15 protein-coding genes and 2 tRNA genes are annotated in these 22,189 nt (G+C 49.3%); 11 read left to right on the top strand and 6 right to left on the bottom strand.

Annotated features, from left to right (window positions below; all coding sequences use genetic code 11):
* Nucleotides 1-19 precede the first annotated feature (19 nt).
* Complete coding sequence (locus KIS29_00265; GenBank protein MBX8638759.1) at nucleotides 20-643, bottom strand: superoxide dismutase; 624 nt, start codon at nucleotides 641-643, stop codon at nucleotides 20-22.
* Between the two features lie 119 nt (nucleotides 644-762).
* Between KIS29_00265 and KIS29_00260 the strand changes: the two genes are divergently transcribed.
* A complete protein-coding gene (locus KIS29_00260) occupies nucleotides 763-1,215 on the top strand; it encodes a hypothetical protein (protein MBX8638758.1) in 453 nt (150 codons plus the stop codon).
* On the opposite strand, the gene KIS29_00255 is transcribed toward KIS29_00260, so the two are convergent.
* Nucleotides 1,216-1,983: a hypothetical protein gene (locus tag KIS29_00255; GenBank protein ID MBX8638757.1), complete on the bottom strand. Its 768-nt coding sequence runs from the start codon at nucleotides 1,981-1,983 to the stop codon at nucleotides 1,216-1,218.
* Nucleotides 1,984-2,132: 149 nt separating this feature from the next.
* Between KIS29_00255 and KIS29_00250 the strand changes: the two genes are divergently transcribed.
* From KIS29_00250 to KIS29_00235, 4 genes are all read left to right on the top strand, one after another.
* Entirely contained in the window at nucleotides 2,133-2,666 is a 534-nt protein-coding gene (locus KIS29_00250; protein MBX8638756.1) for a GNAT family N-acetyltransferase, read from the top strand.
* Nucleotides 2,667-2,820: 154 nt separating this feature from the next.
* Nucleotides 2,821-3,492 carry an orotidine-5'-phosphate decarboxylase gene (pyrF, locus tag KIS29_00245; protein ID MBX8638755.1) on the top strand — a complete coding sequence of 224 codons (672 nt, stop codon included), beginning with the start codon at nucleotides 2,821-2,823 and terminating at the stop codon, nucleotides 3,490-3,492.
* A gap of 133 nt (nucleotides 3,493-3,625) precedes the next feature.
* Nucleotides 3,626-10,273: a carboxypeptidase regulatory-like domain-containing protein gene (locus KIS29_00240; GenBank protein ID MBX8638754.1), complete on the top strand. Its 6,648-nt coding sequence runs from the start codon at nucleotides 3,626-3,628 to the stop codon at nucleotides 10,271-10,273.
* Nucleotides 10,270-11,055, top strand: a complete 786-nt coding sequence (locus KIS29_00235) for a hypothetical protein (GenBank protein MBX8638753.1) — start codon at nucleotides 10,270-10,272, stop codon at nucleotides 11,053-11,055. Before KIS29_00240 ends, KIS29_00235 begins: the two co-directional genes overlap by 4 nt.
* Nucleotides 11,056-11,084: 29 nt before the next feature.
* On the opposite strand, the gene KIS29_00230 is transcribed toward KIS29_00235, so the two are convergent.
* Nucleotides 11,085-11,155, bottom strand: a tRNA-His gene (locus tag KIS29_00230).
* Nucleotides 11,156-11,476: 321 nt separating this feature from the next.
* Here KIS29_00230 and KIS29_00225 point away from each other — a divergent pair.
* Together KIS29_00225 and KIS29_00220 are read left to right on the top strand one after the other, a co-directional pair.
* The gene (locus KIS29_00225; protein MBX8638752.1) at nucleotides 11,477-12,121 is read left to right on the top strand and encodes an orotate phosphoribosyltransferase-like protein; all 645 of its coding nucleotides are present in this window, start codon (nucleotides 11,477-11,479) and stop codon (nucleotides 12,119-12,121) included.
* A gap of 132 nt (nucleotides 12,122-12,253) precedes the next feature.
* The gene (locus tag KIS29_00220) at nucleotides 12,254-13,006 is read left to right on the top strand and encodes a hypothetical protein (protein ID MBX8638751.1); all 753 of its coding nucleotides are present in this window, start codon (nucleotides 12,254-12,256) and stop codon (nucleotides 13,004-13,006) included.
* Here KIS29_00220 and mvaD read toward each other — a convergent pair.
* Both mvaD and KIS29_00210 read right to left on the bottom strand, forming a co-directional pair.
* Nucleotides 12,998-13,966, bottom strand: a complete 969-nt coding sequence (gene mvaD, locus KIS29_00215; protein ID MBX8638750.1) for a diphosphomevalonate decarboxylase — start codon at nucleotides 13,964-13,966, stop codon at nucleotides 12,998-13,000. The genes KIS29_00220 and mvaD overlap by 9 nt on opposite strands.
* A gap of 9 nt (nucleotides 13,967-13,975) precedes the next feature.
* The gene (locus KIS29_00210) at nucleotides 13,976-14,380 is read right to left on the bottom strand and encodes an archease (GenBank protein MBX8638749.1); all 405 of its coding nucleotides are present in this window, start codon (nucleotides 14,378-14,380) and stop codon (nucleotides 13,976-13,978) included.
* An 85-nt stretch (nucleotides 14,381-14,465) separates the two neighbouring features.
* Here KIS29_00210 and KIS29_00205 point away from each other — a divergent pair, with 85 nt between their 5' ends.
* Together KIS29_00205 and KIS29_00200 are read left to right on the top strand one after the other, a co-directional pair.
* Complete coding sequence (locus tag KIS29_00205) at nucleotides 14,466-15,551, top strand: aminopeptidase P family protein (protein ID MBX8638748.1); 1,086 nt, start codon at nucleotides 14,466-14,468, stop codon at nucleotides 15,549-15,551.
* A gap of 73 nt (nucleotides 15,552-15,624) precedes the next feature.
* Nucleotides 15,625-16,308: a ZPR1 zinc finger domain-containing protein gene (locus tag KIS29_00200; protein ID MBX8638747.1), complete on the top strand. Its 684-nt coding sequence runs from the start codon at nucleotides 15,625-15,627 to the stop codon at nucleotides 16,306-16,308.
* Between the two features lie 101 nt (nucleotides 16,309-16,409).
* Here the strand turns inward: KIS29_00200 and KIS29_00195 are convergent, their stop codons facing one another.
* On the bottom strand, nucleotides 16,410-18,869 hold the full coding sequence (locus KIS29_00195; GenBank protein ID MBX8638746.1) for a GAF domain-containing sensor histidine kinase: 2,460 nt from the start codon (nucleotides 18,867-18,869) through the stop codon (nucleotides 16,410-16,412).
* Between the two features lie 299 nt (nucleotides 18,870-19,168).
* Between KIS29_00195 and KIS29_00190 the strand changes: the two genes are divergently transcribed.
* Nucleotides 19,169-19,254, top strand: a tRNA-Thr gene (locus tag KIS29_00190).
* Nucleotides 19,255-19,361: 107 nt separating this feature from the next.
* Nucleotides 19,362-22,157, top strand: coding sequence for an aconitate hydratase AcnA (gene acnA, locus KIS29_00185; GenBank protein ID MBX8638745.1), 2,796 nt, complete (start codon nucleotides 19,362-19,364; stop codon nucleotides 22,155-22,157).
* Nucleotides 22,158-22,189 lie beyond the last annotated feature (32 nt).

Raw genomic sequence — 22,189 nt, 5'->3', positions numbered from 1 at the left:
CACTTGTCAGTTGCGTGAATCACTCGCTCCATACCTTGTGCATTCTGACACACTTTTCAAATCTTTTTGAAATCCTGTTCCAGTTTATGTTCTTGAAGAACGCCTCTACATACGGCTTTCTCGCTGTACCGTAGTCTATGAAATAAGCATGCTCGTAAACATCCATAAGGATCACGGGTACGACTGTTGCCGGAAAGCCGGCATTCTGAGCATCAAGAACAACATTGTGAAGGTGCCCATCATCAAGGCCATAGCAAAGCATTGCCCATCCTCTTGCTGCCATTCCGGTAGCTACAAAGTCTTCCTTCCACTTGTCAAATGAACCGAAATCCTCTGTCATCGCCATCTGCAGCCCGTCAGAGGGTTTTGTACCCCTTCCGTCTTCAAAGTCTCCAAAATAAAGCTTGTGATTCCACATTCCGCCGAGGGTGAATGAAAGCTGCCTCTTTGCCTCTCCATACTCACTGTATGTGCCTGCAGATTTTGACGGGTCTGCAAAATTTCCTGCTATCTTTTCATAAATCTCGTTTGTCTTGTTCACGTATCCTTCGTACAGTTTGAAATGTTCCGCGAATGTTTTTGCCGAAATGCCTTCTACTTCCTTGTATTTCAGAGGCACTGCTGCATATTTCTGTCTTGCCAATTAGCTCACCGTGTCTGCCATACCAGTTAATGTAATATAAGTTTTAGGTTTACTAATTTATTAAATACACTGACAGCAGCTCACGTGGAATGCAGCGTGTGAATACGGGTGGTTGATGAATGGCCGGCAGTAACAGGGAGACTCAACGGGTCCTGAGGAGACTCAGTTTCCTTGAAGGAGAATGGATTGGTGAGATAGGTAACAGGGATTCGAGAAGCAGGTACGAGGACAGGCTGCTATGCTCGATCGATGATGAGGGCAGGATTTACTGCAAATCCAGGATGTTCCACAATGATGAGGAGATAGGGAACAGATCCTTCGAAATATGGATGGAGGGAAATAATGTCTGCGGAAACTGGGAACTGGATGGAGAGAAGACTGGCAAATATGTATGTGAATACGAGGAAGAGAGAGATGAATTCCTCTTCAATTTGCTTGAGATGCCAACATCCATAGACTACAGAACGATAAGGCGCATTGATATGATGCACTTCATAACAATGGAGCAGCTTCCGAAGGAAGGCACTTCCGCAGTCGAAACACTGCAGGTGGAGTACAGGCGAACCATGTAGTCAGCCGCCATTCCACTCATACCGCTTCTTTATTACCTTCTCAAATCCGGAACCATACTGCATCGCCTTCTTCGGTGCATCCCAGGCATCCAGACACAGCGAGAAGGCAACTCTTCTGAGAACGATTTTTCTCTCTCCATTGCTTACTTTTTCACAGTCCCTAACCTGACGTGAAAATTCAACAACTTCATTTCCAAGGAATGGCATCAAGAGCCTCTTTCCGTATGCAGCCGCCACTGCGCTGTCTCTCTTCCTCCCTTCGTCAAGGAGCATTCTGAGATCTTCTTCCATTGCATGTCGGCGTTCTCCTGCTTTCATGCTCATATATCTGTTATATCCGCCGAATTCCTCATCGGCTCCCTGACCGGAGAGAACAGTTCCCTCTTCAATGTTCCTCATGGCCATAACCATCGGGGAAAAGATTGAAAGCTCGAGCCTGGTAGGCATCCTTTTCAGATATCTGTTGAAAATTGTGACCAGTTCATCGCAGCTTGAAATAACATCATTTTCTAGTGCAACAATCTGTCTCAGAGGGAGTCCCAGTTTGGCAGCACGGATCTCTGCAGCTTTGAGATCAAAACATCCTCTTGTCCCTACTGCATAGAGAACGACTTCGCCGAGCTCGGCACCCATGCAGGCGAGTATGCTGCTGTCAAGTCCACCGGAAAATAGAATTCCAAACCTTCTCTCTCCCGCCACATCCTGCTCAATAGACAGTCTGAGTCTTTTCCTGAGCTCCTCTGAAACATCGATTTGTTCGAATCTCATCCAATCCTGCAATTATGCTCCCGGGGATAAAAACAGTTGCATCATCTGCCTTTCCCGGCATGAGCAGTGTCAGCCTGCAGAGCATATGTGCTTTATACGCAGAAACTTTCATTGCCGATAAAACAGGATCGGCCAAATGCGGTGTTCAAATGGAAAAGGCAGACTGCGTGATAAGGGAGCTGAACTGGAACGACATGGATGACATTGTGGAAAACTACTATTCTTATTATGATGAACTGGAGCACAGTCCTGATTTAGGTCTCACCCTGTTCAATTCGAAACCCACCTATGAGGATGAGATAAAATGGTTCTCGGCCCTCTACTCTGACATAATCAAACGGGACGGTTTCGCATCGGTCGCAGAAAGAAATGGAAAGGTTGTCGGGCTGTGTGAGATTCGGGCGATGACTGTGAGGGAATGTGTATCGCACATCGGAACTCTTGGAATAGCCATCCACAGGGACAGCAGGGGAATAGGAATAGGTGAGAGGCTATTGAAAAGGACGATAGATTCCTCCCGGGATCGTTTTGAAATGATCATTCTTGACGTATTTACCACCAATGTAACAGCGAGGCGCCTTTACTCAAGGTTGGGTTTCAGAAGCATGGGCGTTCTGCCTAATGCAGTGAAACGAAACCAAAGATATTACGATGAGGAGAGAATGTACTTGTCACTGAAATAGGTCCTCCCCGGGAAATATAAATTTTGCTTCCTCAGATGCGGAACCGCATCTGCAGTCTTGAGGTACTGACCACCAGGCTCACAGAACGGCAAAAGGTTTATGCACTGCGAATATATTGTTGATAGAATTTCTTGATGAATAATGGTGTACTCTCATGCCGAAGGTCAATTTCAATAGGGGCCTGATACTTGCGCTGGATGAAACGGATTACAGGAAGGCCATGAATATTGTCAATACTGTTGGGAAATACGTTGATGCAATCAAGCTCAACTGGCCTATAATTCTGGCCAACGGACCACAGATAATCACTGAAATATCCAACCATTTCCGCGTAATCTGCGATTTCAAAGTATCTGATGTCCCGCATACAAATTCTATGGTGACATCGGCTGCCGTAAAACTCGGGGCGTCCGGCATTATTGTTCACGGTTTCACAGGCATTGATGCGGTGGAGGCATGCATAAACAGTGCGCATGGTGCGTCTGTATTCCTCGTTGTTGAAATGTCAAATCCCGGATCAGCAGATTTTGGCCAGCGCTTCGCGGATGAACTCGCCGGTATGGCCGTCCAGCTCAGGGTTGACGGTGTAGTCGCCCCTGCAACCAGACCGGAACGCATAAAGCATTTCAGGAGCCTTCTGGGGAAGATGCCCATACTTGCTCCCGGCGTTGGAGCGCAGGGCGGTGATGCGCGGGAGGCTATAACAAATGGAGCTGACGCACTTATAGTGGGAAGGAGCATTTACGGATCGTCAGAACCGCTGGATGTTGTAAATACTTATCTTTCAGAGATACAGTCGGGGAGGGAAGCCATCGCTAAAAACTAGTTGTGCGGACGCTACGCGGATCAGTCATTTGCCGCTTCCTGGTATCGTTCTTCCTTTTATGAAAAAACATATAACGCTTAAATAGCAATTGATACTACTGAGCAAAAATAATCGTTCGGTTGTGCTCCCACAGATGTCAAATAATGAAAACACTGTTAAAAAGAAAGATGTCACTGGAACTGAGGCGCCCAGTGGATCATCCCGGAGATTCCGCAGGTTCTACCAGGCGATGTCGGGCGTTGACTGGCGCATCGTTTCAGCGCTCGCTCTTTTCGTTCTGCTGGGCGCATATCTCCGCATCTATTTCGACTTTTCGCAGGCCATCGTTTCTGGATATCCAGGACTGTCCGGCGGATCTGATGCCGATTACTACTTCCGGGTTCTCAGGTACGCCCTTGTTACTGGCCATCAGCTCGAATTTGATCCGCTGCTGAATTATCCGTTGGGATCAAAGAATCCGTTTCTGCCGTTTTATGTCTGGACCACGGTGCTTGCCGCCTGGATAATCTCCTTCCTGTTCCACCTGCCTCTGATAACATCAATCTATTCGACAAAGCTCTCTGCTGGCGTGGTCGCATACGTCCTGATGTCTGCATTATCCGGCATCATTTCAATTATAGTCGCTTATTACATTGGAAAGGAGCTGTTCGACAGGCATACAGGTCTCCTTGCTGCGGGTCTGATGGCATTCATGCCGTCAATTGTTTCAGAGAGCACGGTTGGTTTCGGCGTCCATGATCCGTTCATTCTAATGATGGCCGGCTTTTTCTTCTTCTTTTACTTCCGTTCGCTTAACACGATAGCCGGCAACAGATGGGTGGAGAGATGGACTAAGAAACAATCATTCAGGCCGGATTTCGCGTCAATCAGGACAGGGATTGCAGGCTATGCCTCGACCAACAGGAAATCACTGATATATGCATTGATGGCCGGAATCGTGCTCGCATCTATAGCCAACGCCTGGGAAGGCTATTCATATCTCCTGGTAATTGTTTCACTCTTCTACCTTGTGCAGTCATTCATCTATAAGTTCAAGAACAGGGATACACTCGCGCTCACCGCAACCTGGACGGTCGTCGGTCTGTCGCTCCTTGTGTTTTCCCTTCCGATTTATTTCCTCGGTGGCCACATTTATCCCTGGTACATCGTTGCTGTCGCATTCTTCTTCGGAACTCTTGTTTTTGGTGCTATTTACACGGTTGCGAGAGACGTGCCATGGCTGTCACTACTCACGGGTCTTGTCATATCCGTCCTGGTTGTTGTCGCGGCTGCGGAACTTCTGGACAAGCCTCTGATACACACCCTCGTAGGGGACATACTTCTCGCACAGAGCTATTTCATAAAAACGACCGTCTACACAACAATTGCTGAAGCGCTCGCTCCGCCTTTCAGCCTTCTTGCGCTTTCCCTTGGCGGTTCAATTTTCTTCATTGCTTTTGCCGAACTGGCGTATATATTCTACCTTTCAAGGAGAAAAATCTCAGATTCAATGACGCTGTTTGTGGTGTGGTCGATAATCGCTGTCTTCATGGCTGTTTCCACGGTACGTTTCGTACTCGATGCTACAACAGTATTCGTTGTTCTGGGCGGCAGGGGACTTGTTTCCCTGATCAGATGGGCCGATTTCGGAGAGGTGAAGAAAGGATACCAGACCTACGGCTTTTCGGTCAGCGGCACGAGAAAAAGTGTCAAAATGAAGCATGTCATTGTTTTGTTCCTGGTGGTAAGTATTGTCATACTTCCACTCATCTGGTCCGGCATCGATGCAGGGACACCGGAGACAATGAAGCAACAGCTGAACACGGAAGTTTACAATATAGTCCCAGGCTTCCTGAGACCATCGGGTTACACAAACAACGGCAGTTCAGTCTACTACTTCGGTGCATTCGGCTACAGCCTTTCCACACTCAATGATTACTTCCCTGCCGCATGGGAATGGCTCTATCAGCATAATGAAAATATCACTCCAGCGTCCCAGCGCCCTGCATATCTGAGCTGGTGGGATTATGGAAGCGCATCTATTACCAAAGCTGGCCTGCCGGCTGTTGCAGACGACTTCCAGCAGGGATATCATTTTGCGTCCGCAGTCCTGTTCAGCCAGAATGAAACCCAGCTTATTGCTCTGCTTTCCGCAAGGGTGGCGTACGGCTACTACGTGAAATACGGCTATCTTCCGCAGAATATCACCACTGTGCTGAGCAGCTACGGATTGAACAGCAGCTTCATTCTCTCAGTTTACAGGAATCCCGGCCAGTTCACAAGTACGGTCCTGGCGAATCCCACTGTATACGGCCCCTTCGCATCCAATGCCGCCCCGCAGAATATAATGTGGGCGGTTCTGATGGCGACAATTTCAAAGATCGGTCTGAACAATACCGTTACCCTTTACCAGCAGCTTTCAAGTATAACCCATTATTACATTGGCTATTTCTCTGTCGACACCAGGCTCTTCCCCTTCAGCGCAACCGACACGGGTGTTTTCTATGCACCTGCACTTCTCGGTGGAAGGCCGATGGCAGGACCGACCGTTTACAATATACCTTACAACTACTACACTTTGAATGCAACTTCGACCACAGGTGTAAACTACCCGCTGCAGAGCATTCCGCCGAATACACAGATTGTCAATTATTCAATCAATTATCAGCCGATGTTCTATAACATGACACTGTACAGGTTTTTCATGGGATACAGTGCGTACGATCTGACGCATCAGAATCTTCAGGGAATCCCCGCTCTGTCAGGCAGTTTCCTGTCTGTTCCGTCTCTCCAGAATCTGCAGCCGCTTCCCGGATGGATGATGTCGCATTTCTTCATGGCGTACAGGACGGCGTATTACAACCCGTATCCGATACAGTATGTCAAGGACCATCCAAATGCCTGGCAGGCAATCGACGTTGCCACCGCACTCAAGCTTTTCAAGCAGGATCCGAACAACCAGAACTATACTGTTGACCTGAGTCCCCAGAGCGACTACGGCAACGGTATAGTTATAATGCAATATTACCCAGGCGCTTTCATAAACGGCACCGTGCTGTTTAGAGACGGCCAGCCGGCATCAGGTGTCCGCGCCACGGTGCTGGACCAGTGGGGAATACCACACGATATAGCTTACACCAATAAGAGAGGCCAGTATTCCCTCATTGCACCCCCGGGGAACGATACTGTGGTCTTTTCAACCGGTCCGCTGAGTTCCCCGCAATCGGTTGTTGCAGGCATCGGGCAGGTCATCGGGGAGCAGACATACAACGTCAGCAACTCAGAAGCCATGCGCTATAATGTCATCAATGCCACAACAGGCCTCCCTGCATTCAACATACAAGCCAGTCCAATGCAGCTGAATGCCACTTCAGTAAGCGGCTACGTGTTCTTCGACAGCAGCAGGTCAGGAACTTATGTCCCCGGCCAGAGCTCTCTTCTCGGCAACGTAACAGTCAGGATTGTAAATACTACGACCGGCCAGTCGTATAACACAAGTGCTGCAGATGGCCACTACGAGTTCAATTCAATCCTTCCCGGCGAATATCAGTTCTACCTGGTGAAGGGAAACTCCGTTATTCAAACACAGAATGTCACCACAATTTCTTATTCCACGAATACCACACAGAACATTCCAGTTTACCCTGGAACAGTTTCCGGTCAGGTGATGTTCCCTGACGGCTCTCCGCTGACGGGTGCTTATGTGACGCTGGCAGGCGTCCACAACGGCATTTCCTCCGTGGTCGAATCCGCATCGAATGGCAGTTTCTCATTTGAGCGGGTTCTCCCCGGGAATTACACTCTGACGCTTTCCGGCGGAAGCACATCCGCCGTATACGGTGCATTCGTGCGTTCCTTCAATACAACATCTGTAAACATAATTGCCCAGACGCCTTCCAGCATTTACGGTAGGGCTTTTGCAGCCGGCTCGTCCGCCTCCTTTGCAACGATATACTTTTACAGCAACGAACAGGGCATAAGGCCTTACATCATCAGAACGGGTGCAGGCGGATATTACAACTCAACCATCGGGTCAGGCAACTATACAGTCTACTCTATTTATTATCTGAATTCTGTAAAGTACGTTCTCATGGAATCGCTGCAAGTGCTGCCCGGTGTGCATTCACTGCTCAATTTCACTTTCTCCCGGGCGATTCCCCTGTCCGGGACTGTCTATATGGCCAGTGGGGTTCCAGCCTCGTTTGCCAGAATTTACCTGCAGAACGGTAATGCATCGCTGTCTGTCTATTCAGACAGCAAAGGAAATTACTCTGCTCTTCTTCCGGCCGGTACCTATTCGGTATGGATTTCAGCGAAGATCGGGTCGGCGCTCGGCCAGGTGACAATTTCCGGTAGCGGAATGGCTATGGATTTTACCCTTCAAAATTCGAGACTTTACCAGGGCGATGTCAATTTCAACAGCGGCGGCTCAGCTCATTACATTGCCGGCTCGCACATGGTTATCGACTACAACGGCCTCAAGTATTCATACTACTCGGGGATTCTCGGTAACTATTCATTCTACCTTCCTGATGGTTTCTCATTCGGACTCAACCTTTCAGCATTTGGAATGCATCAGGTCAATTACACGCTTCTTCCCTCAACTCCGCTTACCAGCGATATTTCGATGATACCCGTTGCAGTTACAGTTACAGGCAGTGTACATGCATCGCAGGCGCTTCCGGCGGGTTCCGAAATAACCTTTGCTTCGGTGTCCAATTCCTCAATCAATCAGAGTTTTCCTGTTTCGCAGGGGCGCTACACGGCAACGTTGAATCCCGGCGTATACGATGCGACTATTACCAATTACAGCAGCAGCACGGTGGAATTTACAGTGGGCGGTGCATCAACGCTGAACGTGGGCATCGGCAGCGGTCTGACGACCTTTAACATTTCAGTAAATACCTTATATAATCTTACGGTCAGTTTTGCGTACCCGTCAGGCTCCGGAATCAGCAGCAGTCAGGCTCTGACCAGACTCGATTTGTTCAGTTCGTCGCTGCCTCAGCCTATTGCAATCGACGGTTACAGTTCTGGGAGGGCAGTGTATGTGCCGTCAGGTGTCTATACCATATACGCTTATTCTGCAGTTTCAGGCAGCATTTTTGCCTATCTTTCCAGATTCAATGTCTCATCGCCTGTAGCTCTTTCTTTCCAGCTGTCTTATGCATACAACCTCAGTGGAAAGGCAACCTATGGCGGCAGCACACTTTCATCCTCTGAATCGGTCACAGTAACGATGCTCAACACAGGAGCATCTGTTACTGCGGCCGTACAGTCGAACGGCACGTTCAGTGTTTCGCTCCCGCCGTCAACCTACTCTGTAAATGTCACTTTTCCGACAACGATGCAGCTCAACGGCACTACGGTATACGTGGTGTACTACGGTAACAAAACCATTTCACTTGCCTCTTCCGTCTTTACTTCAATAAACACGCTCAGATTTGACGACAACGCCTCCGTAAGCGGCACAGTTTCATGGTATTATGGAAGCGCCGCGAAAGCGTCTGTGACATTCACGGCCATAAACGGTATGGGTCGGAATCAAACAGCTGTGACGACGTCGCAGGGCAGCTATTTTGTGTCTCTGCAGCCTGGAAAGTATCTTGTTTCAGCTGTATCAGGCAGTCCTCTTGGCTCAAACTATACAACAATCTCGGTTACGGTGGGCCAGTCTGCTAACCTGAATCTGACTCTTGCAGAATCTTACAATATTACGGGCCCTGTGACAGTCGCGGGTGCGCGGAGCGTTAATCCTGTAATCGTTTTCAGCAGAGGGGGAACGAGCATCAGCGTGCCGTCTTTTAGCGGCTCCTATTCGGTGGTACTCCCTGCAGGAAACTATTCTGTTACATCGAATTACAGTTTCAGTTCCCAGGGCACTGTATACCGCTATGCGTATGAGGGCAATATGACCGTTTCATCTTCCCTGTACAACCCTGTAACACTCAACATCCAGCCATACCACTCGCTTAAGCTGAAGCTGCTGTCGGTCAGCAGGACGCCTGACACGACAGGTTTTTCTCAGGTAACTCTGCAGCTGAAAAATGACGGTGATGTTCCGTCATCATTTGCGATGAGGATTGCCTCCAACGGCTGGGCAGGAACTTTCAGCCCGCTCGCGGGAACGCTTGGCACAGGCAATAATTCCACAGCGATAGTTACCGCTTCTCTTTATCCCACGAGCGGGGTCGGAGGGGGAAACTCAACCGTATACCTGCAGGCATATTCCACCGCAACGGATACGATATCGACGGCTTCAGTGCAGATATCGGTACCCTCTGTCTACACATTCTACAGCAAATTCGATTTTTACCAGTATGAACAGCAGGGAAGGGTTTTTGCAGTCAACCTTCTGGTCTTCAACACTGGAAATGCAGCCGCCAACTTCACGGCGAGCATCAGCAACTTTGCCGAACTCAGTCAGGAAGGCTGGACAGGAGGCATATCAACCGCCGAATCCGGGCCGTTTAATTCCGGCTCCGTCACATTCTCCGTTCCGGCCGGGCAGAACCAGTCCATTACCATCTCGCTTACCGCCAGCAGCTCAACGACCCCCGATATGGTCCCTATATCATTCACCGTAACAAATTCGAACACGAATAAGTCAGCTTCCATGGCGGTCCCGATAAGCCTGCCAAGCCCTGTGGTGACGCTAAGCGGGATTAAGGTCAGCGGGCATGGCGCCTCCCCGACACCTCTGCCTCTGTTCACTGAAAGGAGAGGTGTAATAATCTTCCTGTTTGCAGCGTTCGTCATCTTTGACGTTTATCTTGCAAAGAAAAAGAGGCTGATCAGGTGAGCGGCCGTATATTTTCCATCTCGTTAATTGTCCTTATTGTGCTGTCGGCATTCATCGCCCCGATGGGCCGGAGTCCATCGGCCGTGGCCTCTGCATCCTATGCACCGCTTGATGTATATTTCTCAGGGCCGGACATCGTTGCCAACGGCTCCACGAATTCTTACTACCTCAATATAACCGGAGGGCCGGCAGTTTCGGCAGGCTCCAATTACAGCTATTCCGCGAGCATCCAGGCAAGGAACACCACCGGCTCAAGCATACAGCCCTCGACGGGCAAGAGCCCTTCAGGATCATTTCAGGTCAACATCACTTCAATGTCGCCTTCCGGCATAATGACTGTCGTTATTAACGCTTCATTTACTTCGTCAGGGATCACAGTCAACAAGACGGAGTCATTTCTCATCAATGTCGTCCATCCTGTTGTAATAACAATACCAATTTACAACGAAGGCGCTTCAGGCATACGCAACGCGCCGGTATCCCTGTATGTGGACGGACACTTTATCCAGACCCAGACAGTTTCAGTCGGTGCCCACCAGACCGTGAACGTCACATTCGACTGGATCTCTTATTCTTATGCACCTGGCTCGCATACATTGACTGTGGTCATTGATGCAAACAACACGCTCCTTTTCTCAAACGGTGCAAGGACGACAAGCATTACAATATACCTGCCCGGAAATACGTTCACTGAAATCGATGATGTGCTGATATCCGGCATAATCGTGGCAGCAGCGTTCTCCGTTCTGATATTTTTCAGAAGACCGAAACCCAGAAAATGAGAAGCACGGCAACACACCGCTTCCGAATGGGCCGGGACCGGGAGTTGAACCCGGGTCTAGGGATCCACAGTCCCACAGGATGCCGCTACCCCACCCCGGCCATCATCTGGTGATGAATGGGGCGTATTATTTAAAACCATGATGAATCAACATGGTAATCCGGATTTCCGTTCTGTTCTCTGATATGCCCTGTGTTTGTCGAAGTTTGTAAACGGGATCTTGCCGGGTGGCGGAAACGGTCTGTGATCGGGCGCGAAGGACAACAGGTATGACTGTCACGACGGTTCGGGGCAGGCTGAAAGGCTGGAGTATCCGGAAGCGCACTCAAATCAGTTTATGCTTCCAATCAGCGGCAGCCTGAGGTTGAATGATCGCGCTACAGTTAAATATAGTAACCAGGAATATTCAGTCGGCGTTATCCATGGTGGACGTAAAGGAACTTGCCTCAAGAGCAATTGAGCTGCACAGGAAGGGGCTCAAGCCGGTGGAAATCGGAGACGAACTGCATCTCAGCCCCGATACCGTCAGTTACCTTCTTGAAGAGGGGATGGAAGGTACCCTGCCTCCTTCGGATGTAAAGATAGGATGGCGATCCATCGGCATAAATCCCAGGCGGATAAGGCTTGTTTCCGAGGTTCTGGCAGATATAACGACCGAAGAATTGAGGAATCACGATACAAGTGCCGATGGAATAGTCGGAATTGCGATAAACGGCGTGCTCTTTGCATACTCCGTCGCTGAAATACTGGGAAAGGAGCTGATTGTATACAGACCGCCCTCGGAGAGGGGCAATTCTGCGGTTGGTGCGTTCAGTTCGAACTATGCGGGAATAAAGGGTAAGAATCTAGTCATAGTTGACGATGTTCTGTCAACGGGCCATGCGATGGAATGTTCAATAAGAGATATAAAAGACGCAGGCGGCAAACCCGTAGCCGCGGCTGTTATGGTGAATAAGAGCAGCCTCAACGAAATCGCCGGTGTCCCTCTGAGGGGCATGATCAGGGCAAGATCAATTGGAGGAACAATCCTGGGCGGAGGGGCGCTCAGGTCATATGCATATAAATAGTGAAATAGTGTGATATTCATTCATCAAAAAGAGGAGCGTGGTTCATCCCTGCCCTGAAATCCTGAATTTGAGAATTCGCTCATTCCGCTGTACTTTTCTGTTCTTTCTCCGGATCGGCGGGGTGGCCGCCAGATGATATACATTGTTTCAGACGATTTCAAATTCTCCTATGACGTTTCAAAAATTTTTCGCTCGCTGAATGTACGTTATTCCCAGCCGCTGAGCGAGAGGGAGGTTCCCCAGGGGAATACAATAGTGGTGAAAAAGGGACAGCCGAGGGTCATACTTCAGGGAAGCAGGTTCACGATTTACGGGAATGCGGAGGAGACGGCAAGAAAGGCATGGCTCATTCAGAACGGTCTTGTAGACTGGAAATCGGTTGCATATGTCGGTGTAGATCCTGGTGAAAGACCTGGAATAGCTATATACTCGGCCGGAAGGCGGATTATGGTGACGAGTGCATCCTCTCCCGAGGCTGTTTCAAAATTCACGCAGGTGTTATCTTCAATAATCGGAAAGGAGAACGTAATCGTAAGAGTCGGACACGGCGATCCAACAAACAGGGATAGAATCGTACGTTCTGTCTGGTCTTCAAGCAGTTACGTCGAAATAGTGGATGAGAGGAAAACCAGCAGGATCGCAAGATCAGACAGCGAGGCGGCAGCCATCATCTGCGTCACGCCGGGTGTGAGGATGAAGGAGAAGCCTGTCGTCAGACCATCTGACGGAGAGCTAAAGGATATACAGAGGAGGAGCAGATTGAAAAGCGGTGGTGATACAACGATTTCCAGAAGGCTGGCACAGTCTGTGGCTACCGGGAAGCGGACTATGGAAGAGGCGATACTCGCTCAACGATCTGCAGAGAAGAATGAAAATTCAGAATAAATGTTTCTTCACAATGCGGCTCGCGCCGCCAACACTGCATCTCAGCGTTTCGATTCCGAGTGAGCCTATTCTGTTTTCAACTTCCCTTATTTCATCATCCGGGCAGTTTATGTAAACTGTTGCACCCGTATCTATGGAGAAATAGGAATGCAAACCTTCTTTCCTCATCTGCCGAACTGCCTCAATAATCAGGAGTGTATCGGGCTTCCACAGAATCATGCCGCTGTTCCCTGTCATCGTTATGGCATGCAGCATCAGGGTGTCCTTCTCTGCCAGTTCGCCGATCTTCGGCACATCCCCGGACTTTATGGCCAGGGTCATGTCAGCAAGTGCCGTATGGAGATAGGACAGTCTTCCCTGGAAAAGCGGTGATGTGAGAACCTCTCTGTGAGCATCCTCCGTTTGCTTTACCGTTTTGACGATGCCGACAATGATGCCCATCTGCAGTTCTTCGGGTCCGGCAATGGAATAGGCGACGCTGTCATGGTCTCCCGCTCCGGCCTGCCATCTGGCAAAGCCGCCCACCACGGATCGTGTTGCTGAACCGGCTCCCAGTCTTGCTATTGCAGAAAGCTCCTGAACGCCGATTTTAAGGCCTGCAGCTTCACATGCAGCAGTCGCAAGCGCTGCAAAACCCGATGCCGAGGCTCCGAGCCCGATACCCGAGGTAAAATCGCTCCTGGAGACTATTCTGTATTTTCCACTGACGGACGCAATCGACATGACCCTTTCCATGACGTTTTCGACCCTTTCAAGAGGCCTGCCGGAAACCTTCCTGCCGTCGATGCTGACATCGTTTGCAGCAAAATCACCGAATTCGACAGTCGTTGTTGTCGTAAGCGGAGCCGTTGCAACTGAAATCGAATCATGATAGGGAAGGCGCAGCCTTTCATCCCTCAGACCGTGGTATTTTATCAGACCCTGCATCGGGTGTGCTACGGCTGTTGCTTTTGACGACAATTGTGCACCTCAAACATCAATTATGAATTTTGCATAACCTTTTTCAATATTTAATTCAAGCATGTGGTATGTGACAGCTTTGACGTCATCCTTAAGCAGGTGTCGTTTCCTGTCAATCTTTTCTCCCCTGACCGAGGATCTGAGGCGTGTCCCACTGACGTTTACCGAAAACGATGAGAAGAGGATTCCCATCGCACTCTCAATGAAGATGAGCTCATTCAGGTAATCAACAAGCAGGCTGTCGGCCGAACGTGCCTCGATCTCGATCTTTTCCTCACCCTTTGGCACCACGGTACTCAGATCAACAATCTGGTCAAACAGTGCATATGCCGAGTTTTCGAATATTTCGTTAAGGTCTGTACCGAATGCCTGAATTCTTATATCAGCCGTGTGGTCCAGAAGCTTGTATTTCACATTGCCGGTTATCCGCACTTTAAAGATTAAGCTATCCTATGGTTTCTTTGCAACAATTTATTACCATTAGCATATTCAACAGTATATGCAGCAGAGATACGAAAGACTTTTTAAAATACTGAACGGCTCGACAGATGCAGTTGTCATTGCCAACGGAAGCGACAACCATGTAGATCATAATTTCAGGTATTTTGTGAGGCCGAACTCGGGGATTTTTGAAGGATCTGTTGCGATAATAACAAAGCGCGGTATTCATGTCATCACTTCTCCGCTTGAGGCTCCTGCACTTGACGGCCTTGACGTTCAATTCGATGTCATCAGGACGAAGAACGACATGGGTAATCTTCTGAGGAAGAGTCTACACGGATTCAGCACAATAGGAATGAATTTTCCGGCAGTAACGCATGAATCATTCAGGAGCATAAGGAAGGCTTTCAAGGGCAAAATAGTGGACTGTTCCGGCCAGTTGGCAGACTGTAGGGCAGTAAAGGATGAAGGGGAAATATCGGACATAGCCAGATCATGCAGGATTGCATCCAGGGTTGCCGACATGATACCCGGTTTTCTGAAGGAAGGCATGACCGAAAGGAAGCTTTCCTCCCTGATATCGAAGGCTCTTTATGAGCAGGGAAGCGAATCCCCTTCCTTCGCTCCCATCGTTTCGTTCGGCAGGACAAGCGCCATACCACACTACTCTCCTGGTGATTTGAAGCTGAAAAGAGGCAATCTTGTTCTTGCAGACTTTGGCGGAACATACAAAAGGTATTGCTCGGATATCACCAGAACTTTTGTCTTCGGAAAGGCAAGCAGCAGGCAGAAGAATCTCTATGAAACGGTCCTCAGGGCCCAGTCTGCCGCCATGTCGGAGATAAGCCCTGGCGCAACGGGGAAGGACGTCGATGCGGCGGCCCGAAATGTCATCGACAGCAGTGAATTCAAGGGAACTTTCATTCACAGTCTGGGGCATGGCCTAGGCCTTCAGGTGCATGACGGGCTGCCGTCGCTTTCCCCTTCGTCAAAGGGAAAACTCGAAAGTGGAATGGTCGTGACGGTTGAGCCCGGTGCATATCTGCAGGGTTTCGGCGGTGTGCGTATAGAAGACGACGTGGTTGTGACTTCATCCTCTCCGAGGATACTCACAGATGCAGACAGGCAGCTCATCGAGTGCTGAGGGCATAATTTTTCGTGCCAGCCACTCTCAGGTTTAAGTAGTTGTTTCAGATTTGAATTCATACGGACTGTGTATGGATAAGGATAAAGAAACAGCGTCGCCGGCCTCCAACGGTGAAAGCCAGGACATCGTCGACGGTGAACCTGTAAAAGTCTTTGTCGATCTGCCGTGCATTGCGTGCACGGAAAAGAAAGTGGTTAACACTCTAATTTCACTTTCACTGCCGTTTATCGGAAAGGCGATGCAGACCACGTTCGTATGCACTTCCTGTGGTTTCAAGCACTCAGATATAATTATACTAGAAAACAGGGGACCCAGAAGATTCGAACTGCTCGTGGATTCCATCGGGGCGCTGAACTCCAGGGTCGTGCGTTCAAATTCAGGCACGATCCGTATTCCTGAAATCGGTGTGTGTGTTGAACCTGGAACGGCCTCGGAAAGTTTTGTATCAAATGTTGAGGGAGTGCTTGACCGCGTTTTGGAGGTCGTCACGATTGTGAAAAGGGACGCTGAACTTGATATATTCGAGAAATGCGAATCACTTCTTGAGAGGATGGCGCGGATGAAGGACGGTAATGAGCCGTTCCATCTTGTTGTGGAGGACCCCTACGGCAACAGCGCCATAATAGGCGACGGCGTCTCTGTAACAGAGCTGGATGAGAATCAAGCCCGCTTCCTGCAGACCGGTGAAACAACCTTTGACATCAGTTCCGGCGGTCCTGACGATTTTATGAACACCAGCCCGGAAAAACGATAAACTAATGGGCAATTTTCAACTCCCAGCTCCTCTTTCAGTACTGTCTGGCAGGCGCTGTATGCGGACTGCTCCTCTGTCACTGTGCAACATCCCTGCCTGTTTCACGTGAATGGCATGAAATACAGTATGAACGAAGTTCCGCCGTTGATATCGCCAGGGACATTCTCCACCAGTTCTATTTCCGCACTGATGCTGTCCATGATTTTCTTTACCAGCGAGAGACCAAGACCCGCTCCCCCTGTGGCAGTATGAAATCTGTTAAATACTGATGCAAAACGATTGCGTGGTATGCCTCTGCCATTGTCTGTGACCCTGACGCTTACTGTTTCTCTTCCTTTGCGACTGCATTTTTGCGCTGTGACTTCCACAATTACCTGTGCCTTGTCGCAATATTTTGCGGAGTTGGAGAACAGGTTTGAAAACACTTCACCGATCAGACTGTTTCCGACCAGAATCGTCGGGCTGGTATCAATGCTGAACATGAATCGTATGTCTCTGGAGGGAAAGTTGAGCTTTACTATTGAAGCAGATTTCTCCAGAACCTCCCGAAGGTCGAAGGATGTCAGTTCCAGCGTTCCGCTCTCTGTCTTGAAGATCTTCAGCACATTTCCAAGAAATTCAAGGGAAGCGTCTATCGAACTGTCGATATTCGCGATGTAATCCAGATCTTTGGCCGGAACACTCCTGTTGGCTGACAGATCCGAGCGAAGCAATTGAAGAAAAACGCGCATGGCTTGAAACATATTCCGCAGGTCATGCGAAACAAGTCCGGCACGCACCTCGGCAAGCTTTTTGCCCTCGTTCAGGTCAGATCTAAGGCGGTAAAAGTCAAATCCCGCTGCAATCAACATTGCAATTGTGTCTATCACTTCGGTATCCATTGAGTCAAACGAATTTTTCTGATTTGATTGGACATCGAGGACGGCAATAACCCTGTCATCCTGCATTACAGGCACTGCATATTCGCTCCGGGTGTCGGAACCGATCGGATTCACATACACCGGTTCAGCAGTTACATCATTCGCGAGCAGCGGTTTGCCGGTGCCGGCAACGGTCCCTATAATACCAACGCCGAATCGCAGAATATCGTTTGAATTCAGTTCTCTCTCTTTCCGTCCTCTCCAAACGAAATTGCGTGGCACAAGGATGTCATTTTCTTCGGCGCTCCAAAGCGAGACATTATCGAATCCCAGATCATCCGAAATAAGCCTGATTACGTTCGAGCGGAGTTCCTCCGGATCGGATGCCGAGAATATCCTCTCCACCGCGTGTGTGATTGACAGGAGCTGCATTATCATTTTTGCGCGCTTTGCCGACGTTTCACGCTGATAGGCTGCGAGTCCCAGTGCAAGGACAATCGATTTGAGCATTATGATTTCATATCTTTCCCACCACTGCCGTCCTGCTTCTCTGATACCTAAAAAATGGAATCTGCCGTTTGGCGCTCTGAAGACGGCCCCGCCACACGGAACTACCGATACTTCCTTCAATCTTCTGCCTGTCTCCGTGATGTCAGAAGAACTGATGAAAACGTCTGGCTCATCCAGCATCAGTTCCCTTGTTCTGAAATTGAGTCTCGGAGGCATGGATCCGGCCTCTGTGCCGGACGGCACAACCTCATCTTCAAGCTCCCAGTCATTTCCATCCGTTGATGTGTAGCTGAAACTTCCTGCGCCCTTGAGTTCAGAGGAAATGGTATTGACAATGCCTGTCGAGAGTCTCGCAGGCGTCTCTCTCCTCAAACTGTTCTGCGCCTGATTCATCAGCTGATAAGTGTGTTTTTCGTCTTCTGTAAACCACGTGTAATCCCTGAAATTACCCCACAACACGAACAGCAGCGATTGCCAGACAAGTAGGCTGGAAATCCACCATGCGAGATCGAGTTTTCTGGTCGACAGGAAGTGAATCACGGTAGAAGCAATGAGCAGAAACGAAAATGCGATGATGCCATGGAAACTGTAACGAAACGGTTTGAACGCGCGATGCCGGAGATTGAGGATGAGAATGAGCGCTATTGTGATAACTAGCACATTGACAAGTGTATCATTCAGATTGTTGGACAGAAACTCGAAAACGTCCACGGACACGTTCTTAAGAGAATAAAGAAAAGCAAACGTCATTACAGTGGGCACCAACATCCATAAAGACATTAGACTCGGCGGCCACTTTTCCCTCGTGGTACTCCACGGGATGCCGGCTGCCAGAACAATGATGGTTGCCAGGCCGGTCATCGGCAAAGCGATGTCCAATGTTGTCATGGGGAAATAAACAGATATGACAATACAGATGAGAAGAAACTGAAAAAATGCCGCTGCCGAGATTAAGTCATACCTGAGTTCAAGCTCTTTGTACCTGAGCAGATAAGCCGTGCATATTGCGGACGTCATTATGATCAGATACACGACAGAACCAAGGTCAATACCCATGTCCATCGAACTGGAACCGAGGGAAAGTCCCAGTACAGCCATAATTATGGTAATGCCTATCGGCACAGCAGCGGCAATTACGGGCGGATACCAGAATTTAAAGTAACTGATTATTTTTTCACGAGCGCCTGCCAATGATGGTTCACTCCCTTTCACGCAAACGGGCGGTTGAGTGACCGAACATGTTCCGGTCCGCCGTTCAATAGATTCCCTTTTGTATGGTATTTAATGAATTCGCCAACAATTCTGAATCCGGTCGCTCTGACAGATGAAGACCTTACGGGGATGACCGAGAACGCCGATCGTTATTTTTTCCAGTGTCCGGGTGAGAGGAAATGGATGGCCAGAGAACATGCGTGATATGTCCTGAAACTTCGGTTGCGATTCATCCGGAGCATCGTTTTTATATGACTCAGGTGAATTGGGCCGTCAATGCCACCATAGCTCAGGCGGTAGAGCGGCTGACTTGTATTGATTACTGGAAATCAGCAGGTCGGGAGTTCAAATCTCCCTGGTGGCTTTTACTGGCCGTTCCTGTCACCGGTTGAAAGGCGAAAGCACGACGCATGAATTGTTTATGGCAGTGTTTCGAAAAGCATTAATTGGGATTGTTCCTTATTTGGACGCATGGCAGCAAAAAGCGGCGTTTCCCGCCTTCACAGCAGCTGGAATACGCTTGACGCATTCAAACTGGATGACGATGAGCAGATTCATTATTATTCCCTTCCCGCGCTCGAAAGAGAAGGCATAGGCAAAATACACACACTTCCTCTTTCAATCAGGATTGTTCTGGAGTCACTTCTCAGGAATATTGACGGTGTTTCGGTTAGGGAGAATGATGTAGTTTCACTCGCAAACTGGAATGCTTCACACCCCGCCGATGTGGAGGTTCCTTTCAAAGTTGCAAGGGTGCTGATGCAGGATTTTACAGGTGTGCCTGCTGTTGTGGACCTTGCTGCAATGAGGGAGGCCGTAAAGAAGTGCGGCTCGAATCCTGACATCGTTCAGCCTCAGGTTCCTGTTGATCTTGTAATAGACCATTCTGTTCAGGTGGACTCGTTTGGCTCATCCGACTCGTTTATGATAAACAGGGAGAAAGAGTTTGAAAGAAACGCGGAACGCTACTCGTTTCTGAAATGGGCGTCCGGCGCATTCAGGAATTTCAGGGTAATGCCGCCATCACTTGGAATCGTCCATCAGGTAAACTTGGAGTATCTTGCCACCTGCGTCACTGTGAATGAGATTGAAGGCAGAAAACTCGCTTATCCAGACACACTCGTTGGCACGGACTCCCATACTACCATGGTCAATGGAATCGGTGTTCTCGGTTTTGGGGTCGGCGGAATCGAAGCTGAGGCAGCCATGCTGGATCAGCCTGTGACTTTTGCGCAACCGGAGGTCGTCGGAGTGAACATCAGAAACAGGCTCCCGGAAGGTGTCACGGCGACTGATCTGACGCTCACTCTGACGCAAATGCTCAGAAAGGAAAATGTCGTTGGCAAATTCGTCGAATTTTTCGGGGACGGGATAAAGAGCCTTAGCATTCCTGACAGGGCAACAATGTCAAACATGTGTCCTGAGTACGGTGCGACAATTGCCCTGTTTCCTATTGACGAAGAAACACTGTCTTACCTTAAGGCGACGGCAAGAAGTTCTAAGCATCTTGAAGTCATAAGACGATATTACAAAGCTCAGGAATTTTCTGGCATCGACTATTCCCTGGTGAAGTTCAGCAAAACGGTCGACCTTGATCTGTCAGGAATTGAGCCCAGCGTCGCAGGGCCAAAACTTCCGCAGTCAAGGGTTTCGCTTTCAGGCATCAGGAATAATTTTGTTTCACATTTTTTTGACAGCTCTCCCCCGGCGGCCAATCATGGTGGCGCGGCCAATCAGCTTTATGAGGGCGGAAATGCAACAACCGGTCTCCAGACAGAGGTTCATAGGAATCCGGAACGGAAAACCGTGGCTGTCGAATATCCTCCGGGTAACAAGACAGAACTTTCGGACGGGGACGTAGTCATTGCGGCGATCACGAGCTGCACGAATACAAGCAATCCTGCCGTCATGATAGCAGCCGGCCTCCTGGCAAAAAAGGCGGTTGAGAAAGGACTGTCAGTCCAGAGGAAGGTAAAAACGAGCCTGGCACCAGGCTCACGGGTTGTGACAGACTATCTCAGAAAGGCGGGGCTTTCGAAACCGCTAGAGCAGCTTGGATTCTACCTTGTCGGTTACGGATGCACCACTTGCATCGGAAACAGCGGCCCGCTGCCGGAGCCCATTTCAAAGGCCATTGCAGCCAATAACCTTTCAGCATGCAGCGTTCTTTCCGGCAACAGGAATTTTGAGGCGAGAATACACAATGATGTCAGGGCGAATTATCTAATGTCACCTCCGCTCGTTGTTGCCTTCGCACTTGCAGGCACCGTGCTCATCGACATGACAACGCAACCGCTCTCCATGACAAAGGACGGCAGGGAAGTCTACCTGAGGGACATCTGGCCTTCTTCTGCCGAGATACAGAACGTCATGAACAATGCAATTACTCCCGAAATGTACAGGGAGCGGTATTCCAATTTCCAGAACGCCAATGAGGAATGGAACAGACTTGAATCGCCGTCGGGCCTGCTATACAGATGGGATGAAAACAGCACCTACATCCAGCTTCCACCGTTTTTCAGCGGTTTTGACCCCTCGGAGTCCGGTGCGGTAAAATCGATCAAGGATGCAAGGGTGCTCTGCGTGTTCGGAGATTCGGTGACGACGGATCACATCTCTCCTGCAGGTGCATTCTCACCTGATACGCCTGCGGGAAAATATCTCATTGAAAAAGGAGTCCAGCCTTCCGAATTCAATACTTACGGCTCAAGACGCGGAAATGACAGAATAATGACCAGAGGGACATTTGCGAACAAGAGGATCAAAAACCTGCTGCTGCCGGGGACCGAGGGCGGATTCACACTCCACTTCCCTGACAGGAGGAAGATGACAATTTTCGATGCAGCAGTGGAATACGGCAAGGAAAGTGTGCCGCTTGTTGTCATAGCCGGCAGCGAATATGGTTCAGGCAGCTCCAGGGACTGGGCAGCGAAGGGACCCATGCTCCTGGGCGTAAAGGCGGTAATTGCGAAGAGCTTTGAACGAATACACAGGAGCAACCTGATCGGCATGGGAGTGCTGCCTCTTCAGTTTGAGGAAGGCAAGGACCCGGAGACTCTTTCCATTGACTTTTCCGGGACTCTTTCAATTATCCTGGATCAGAACATAGGTCCAAGAGACCATGCCATGTTGTCATATACGAATCGCTCAGGTTCTCCTTCGGAAGCAAAGCTCATTGTAAGGCTTGATACCGAAGTGGAAGTGGAGTACTTCAAAACTGGCGGCATCCTGCCCTTTGTTCTCAAGCGGCTCCTAAGAGCAGCATGAGCGAATCAAGCAATTATTTAACCAATGGCAGG

It is taken from the genome of Candidatus Sysuiplasma jiujiangense, from assembly GCA_019721075.1.
Taxonomy (GTDB): Archaea; Thermoplasmatota; Thermoplasmata; order Sysuiplasmatales; family Sysuiplasmataceae; genus Sysuiplasma; species Sysuiplasma jiujiangense.
The sequence above is the reverse complement of the archived record's forward strand: the minus strand, read 5'-3'. Positions and strand labels throughout refer to the sequence as shown.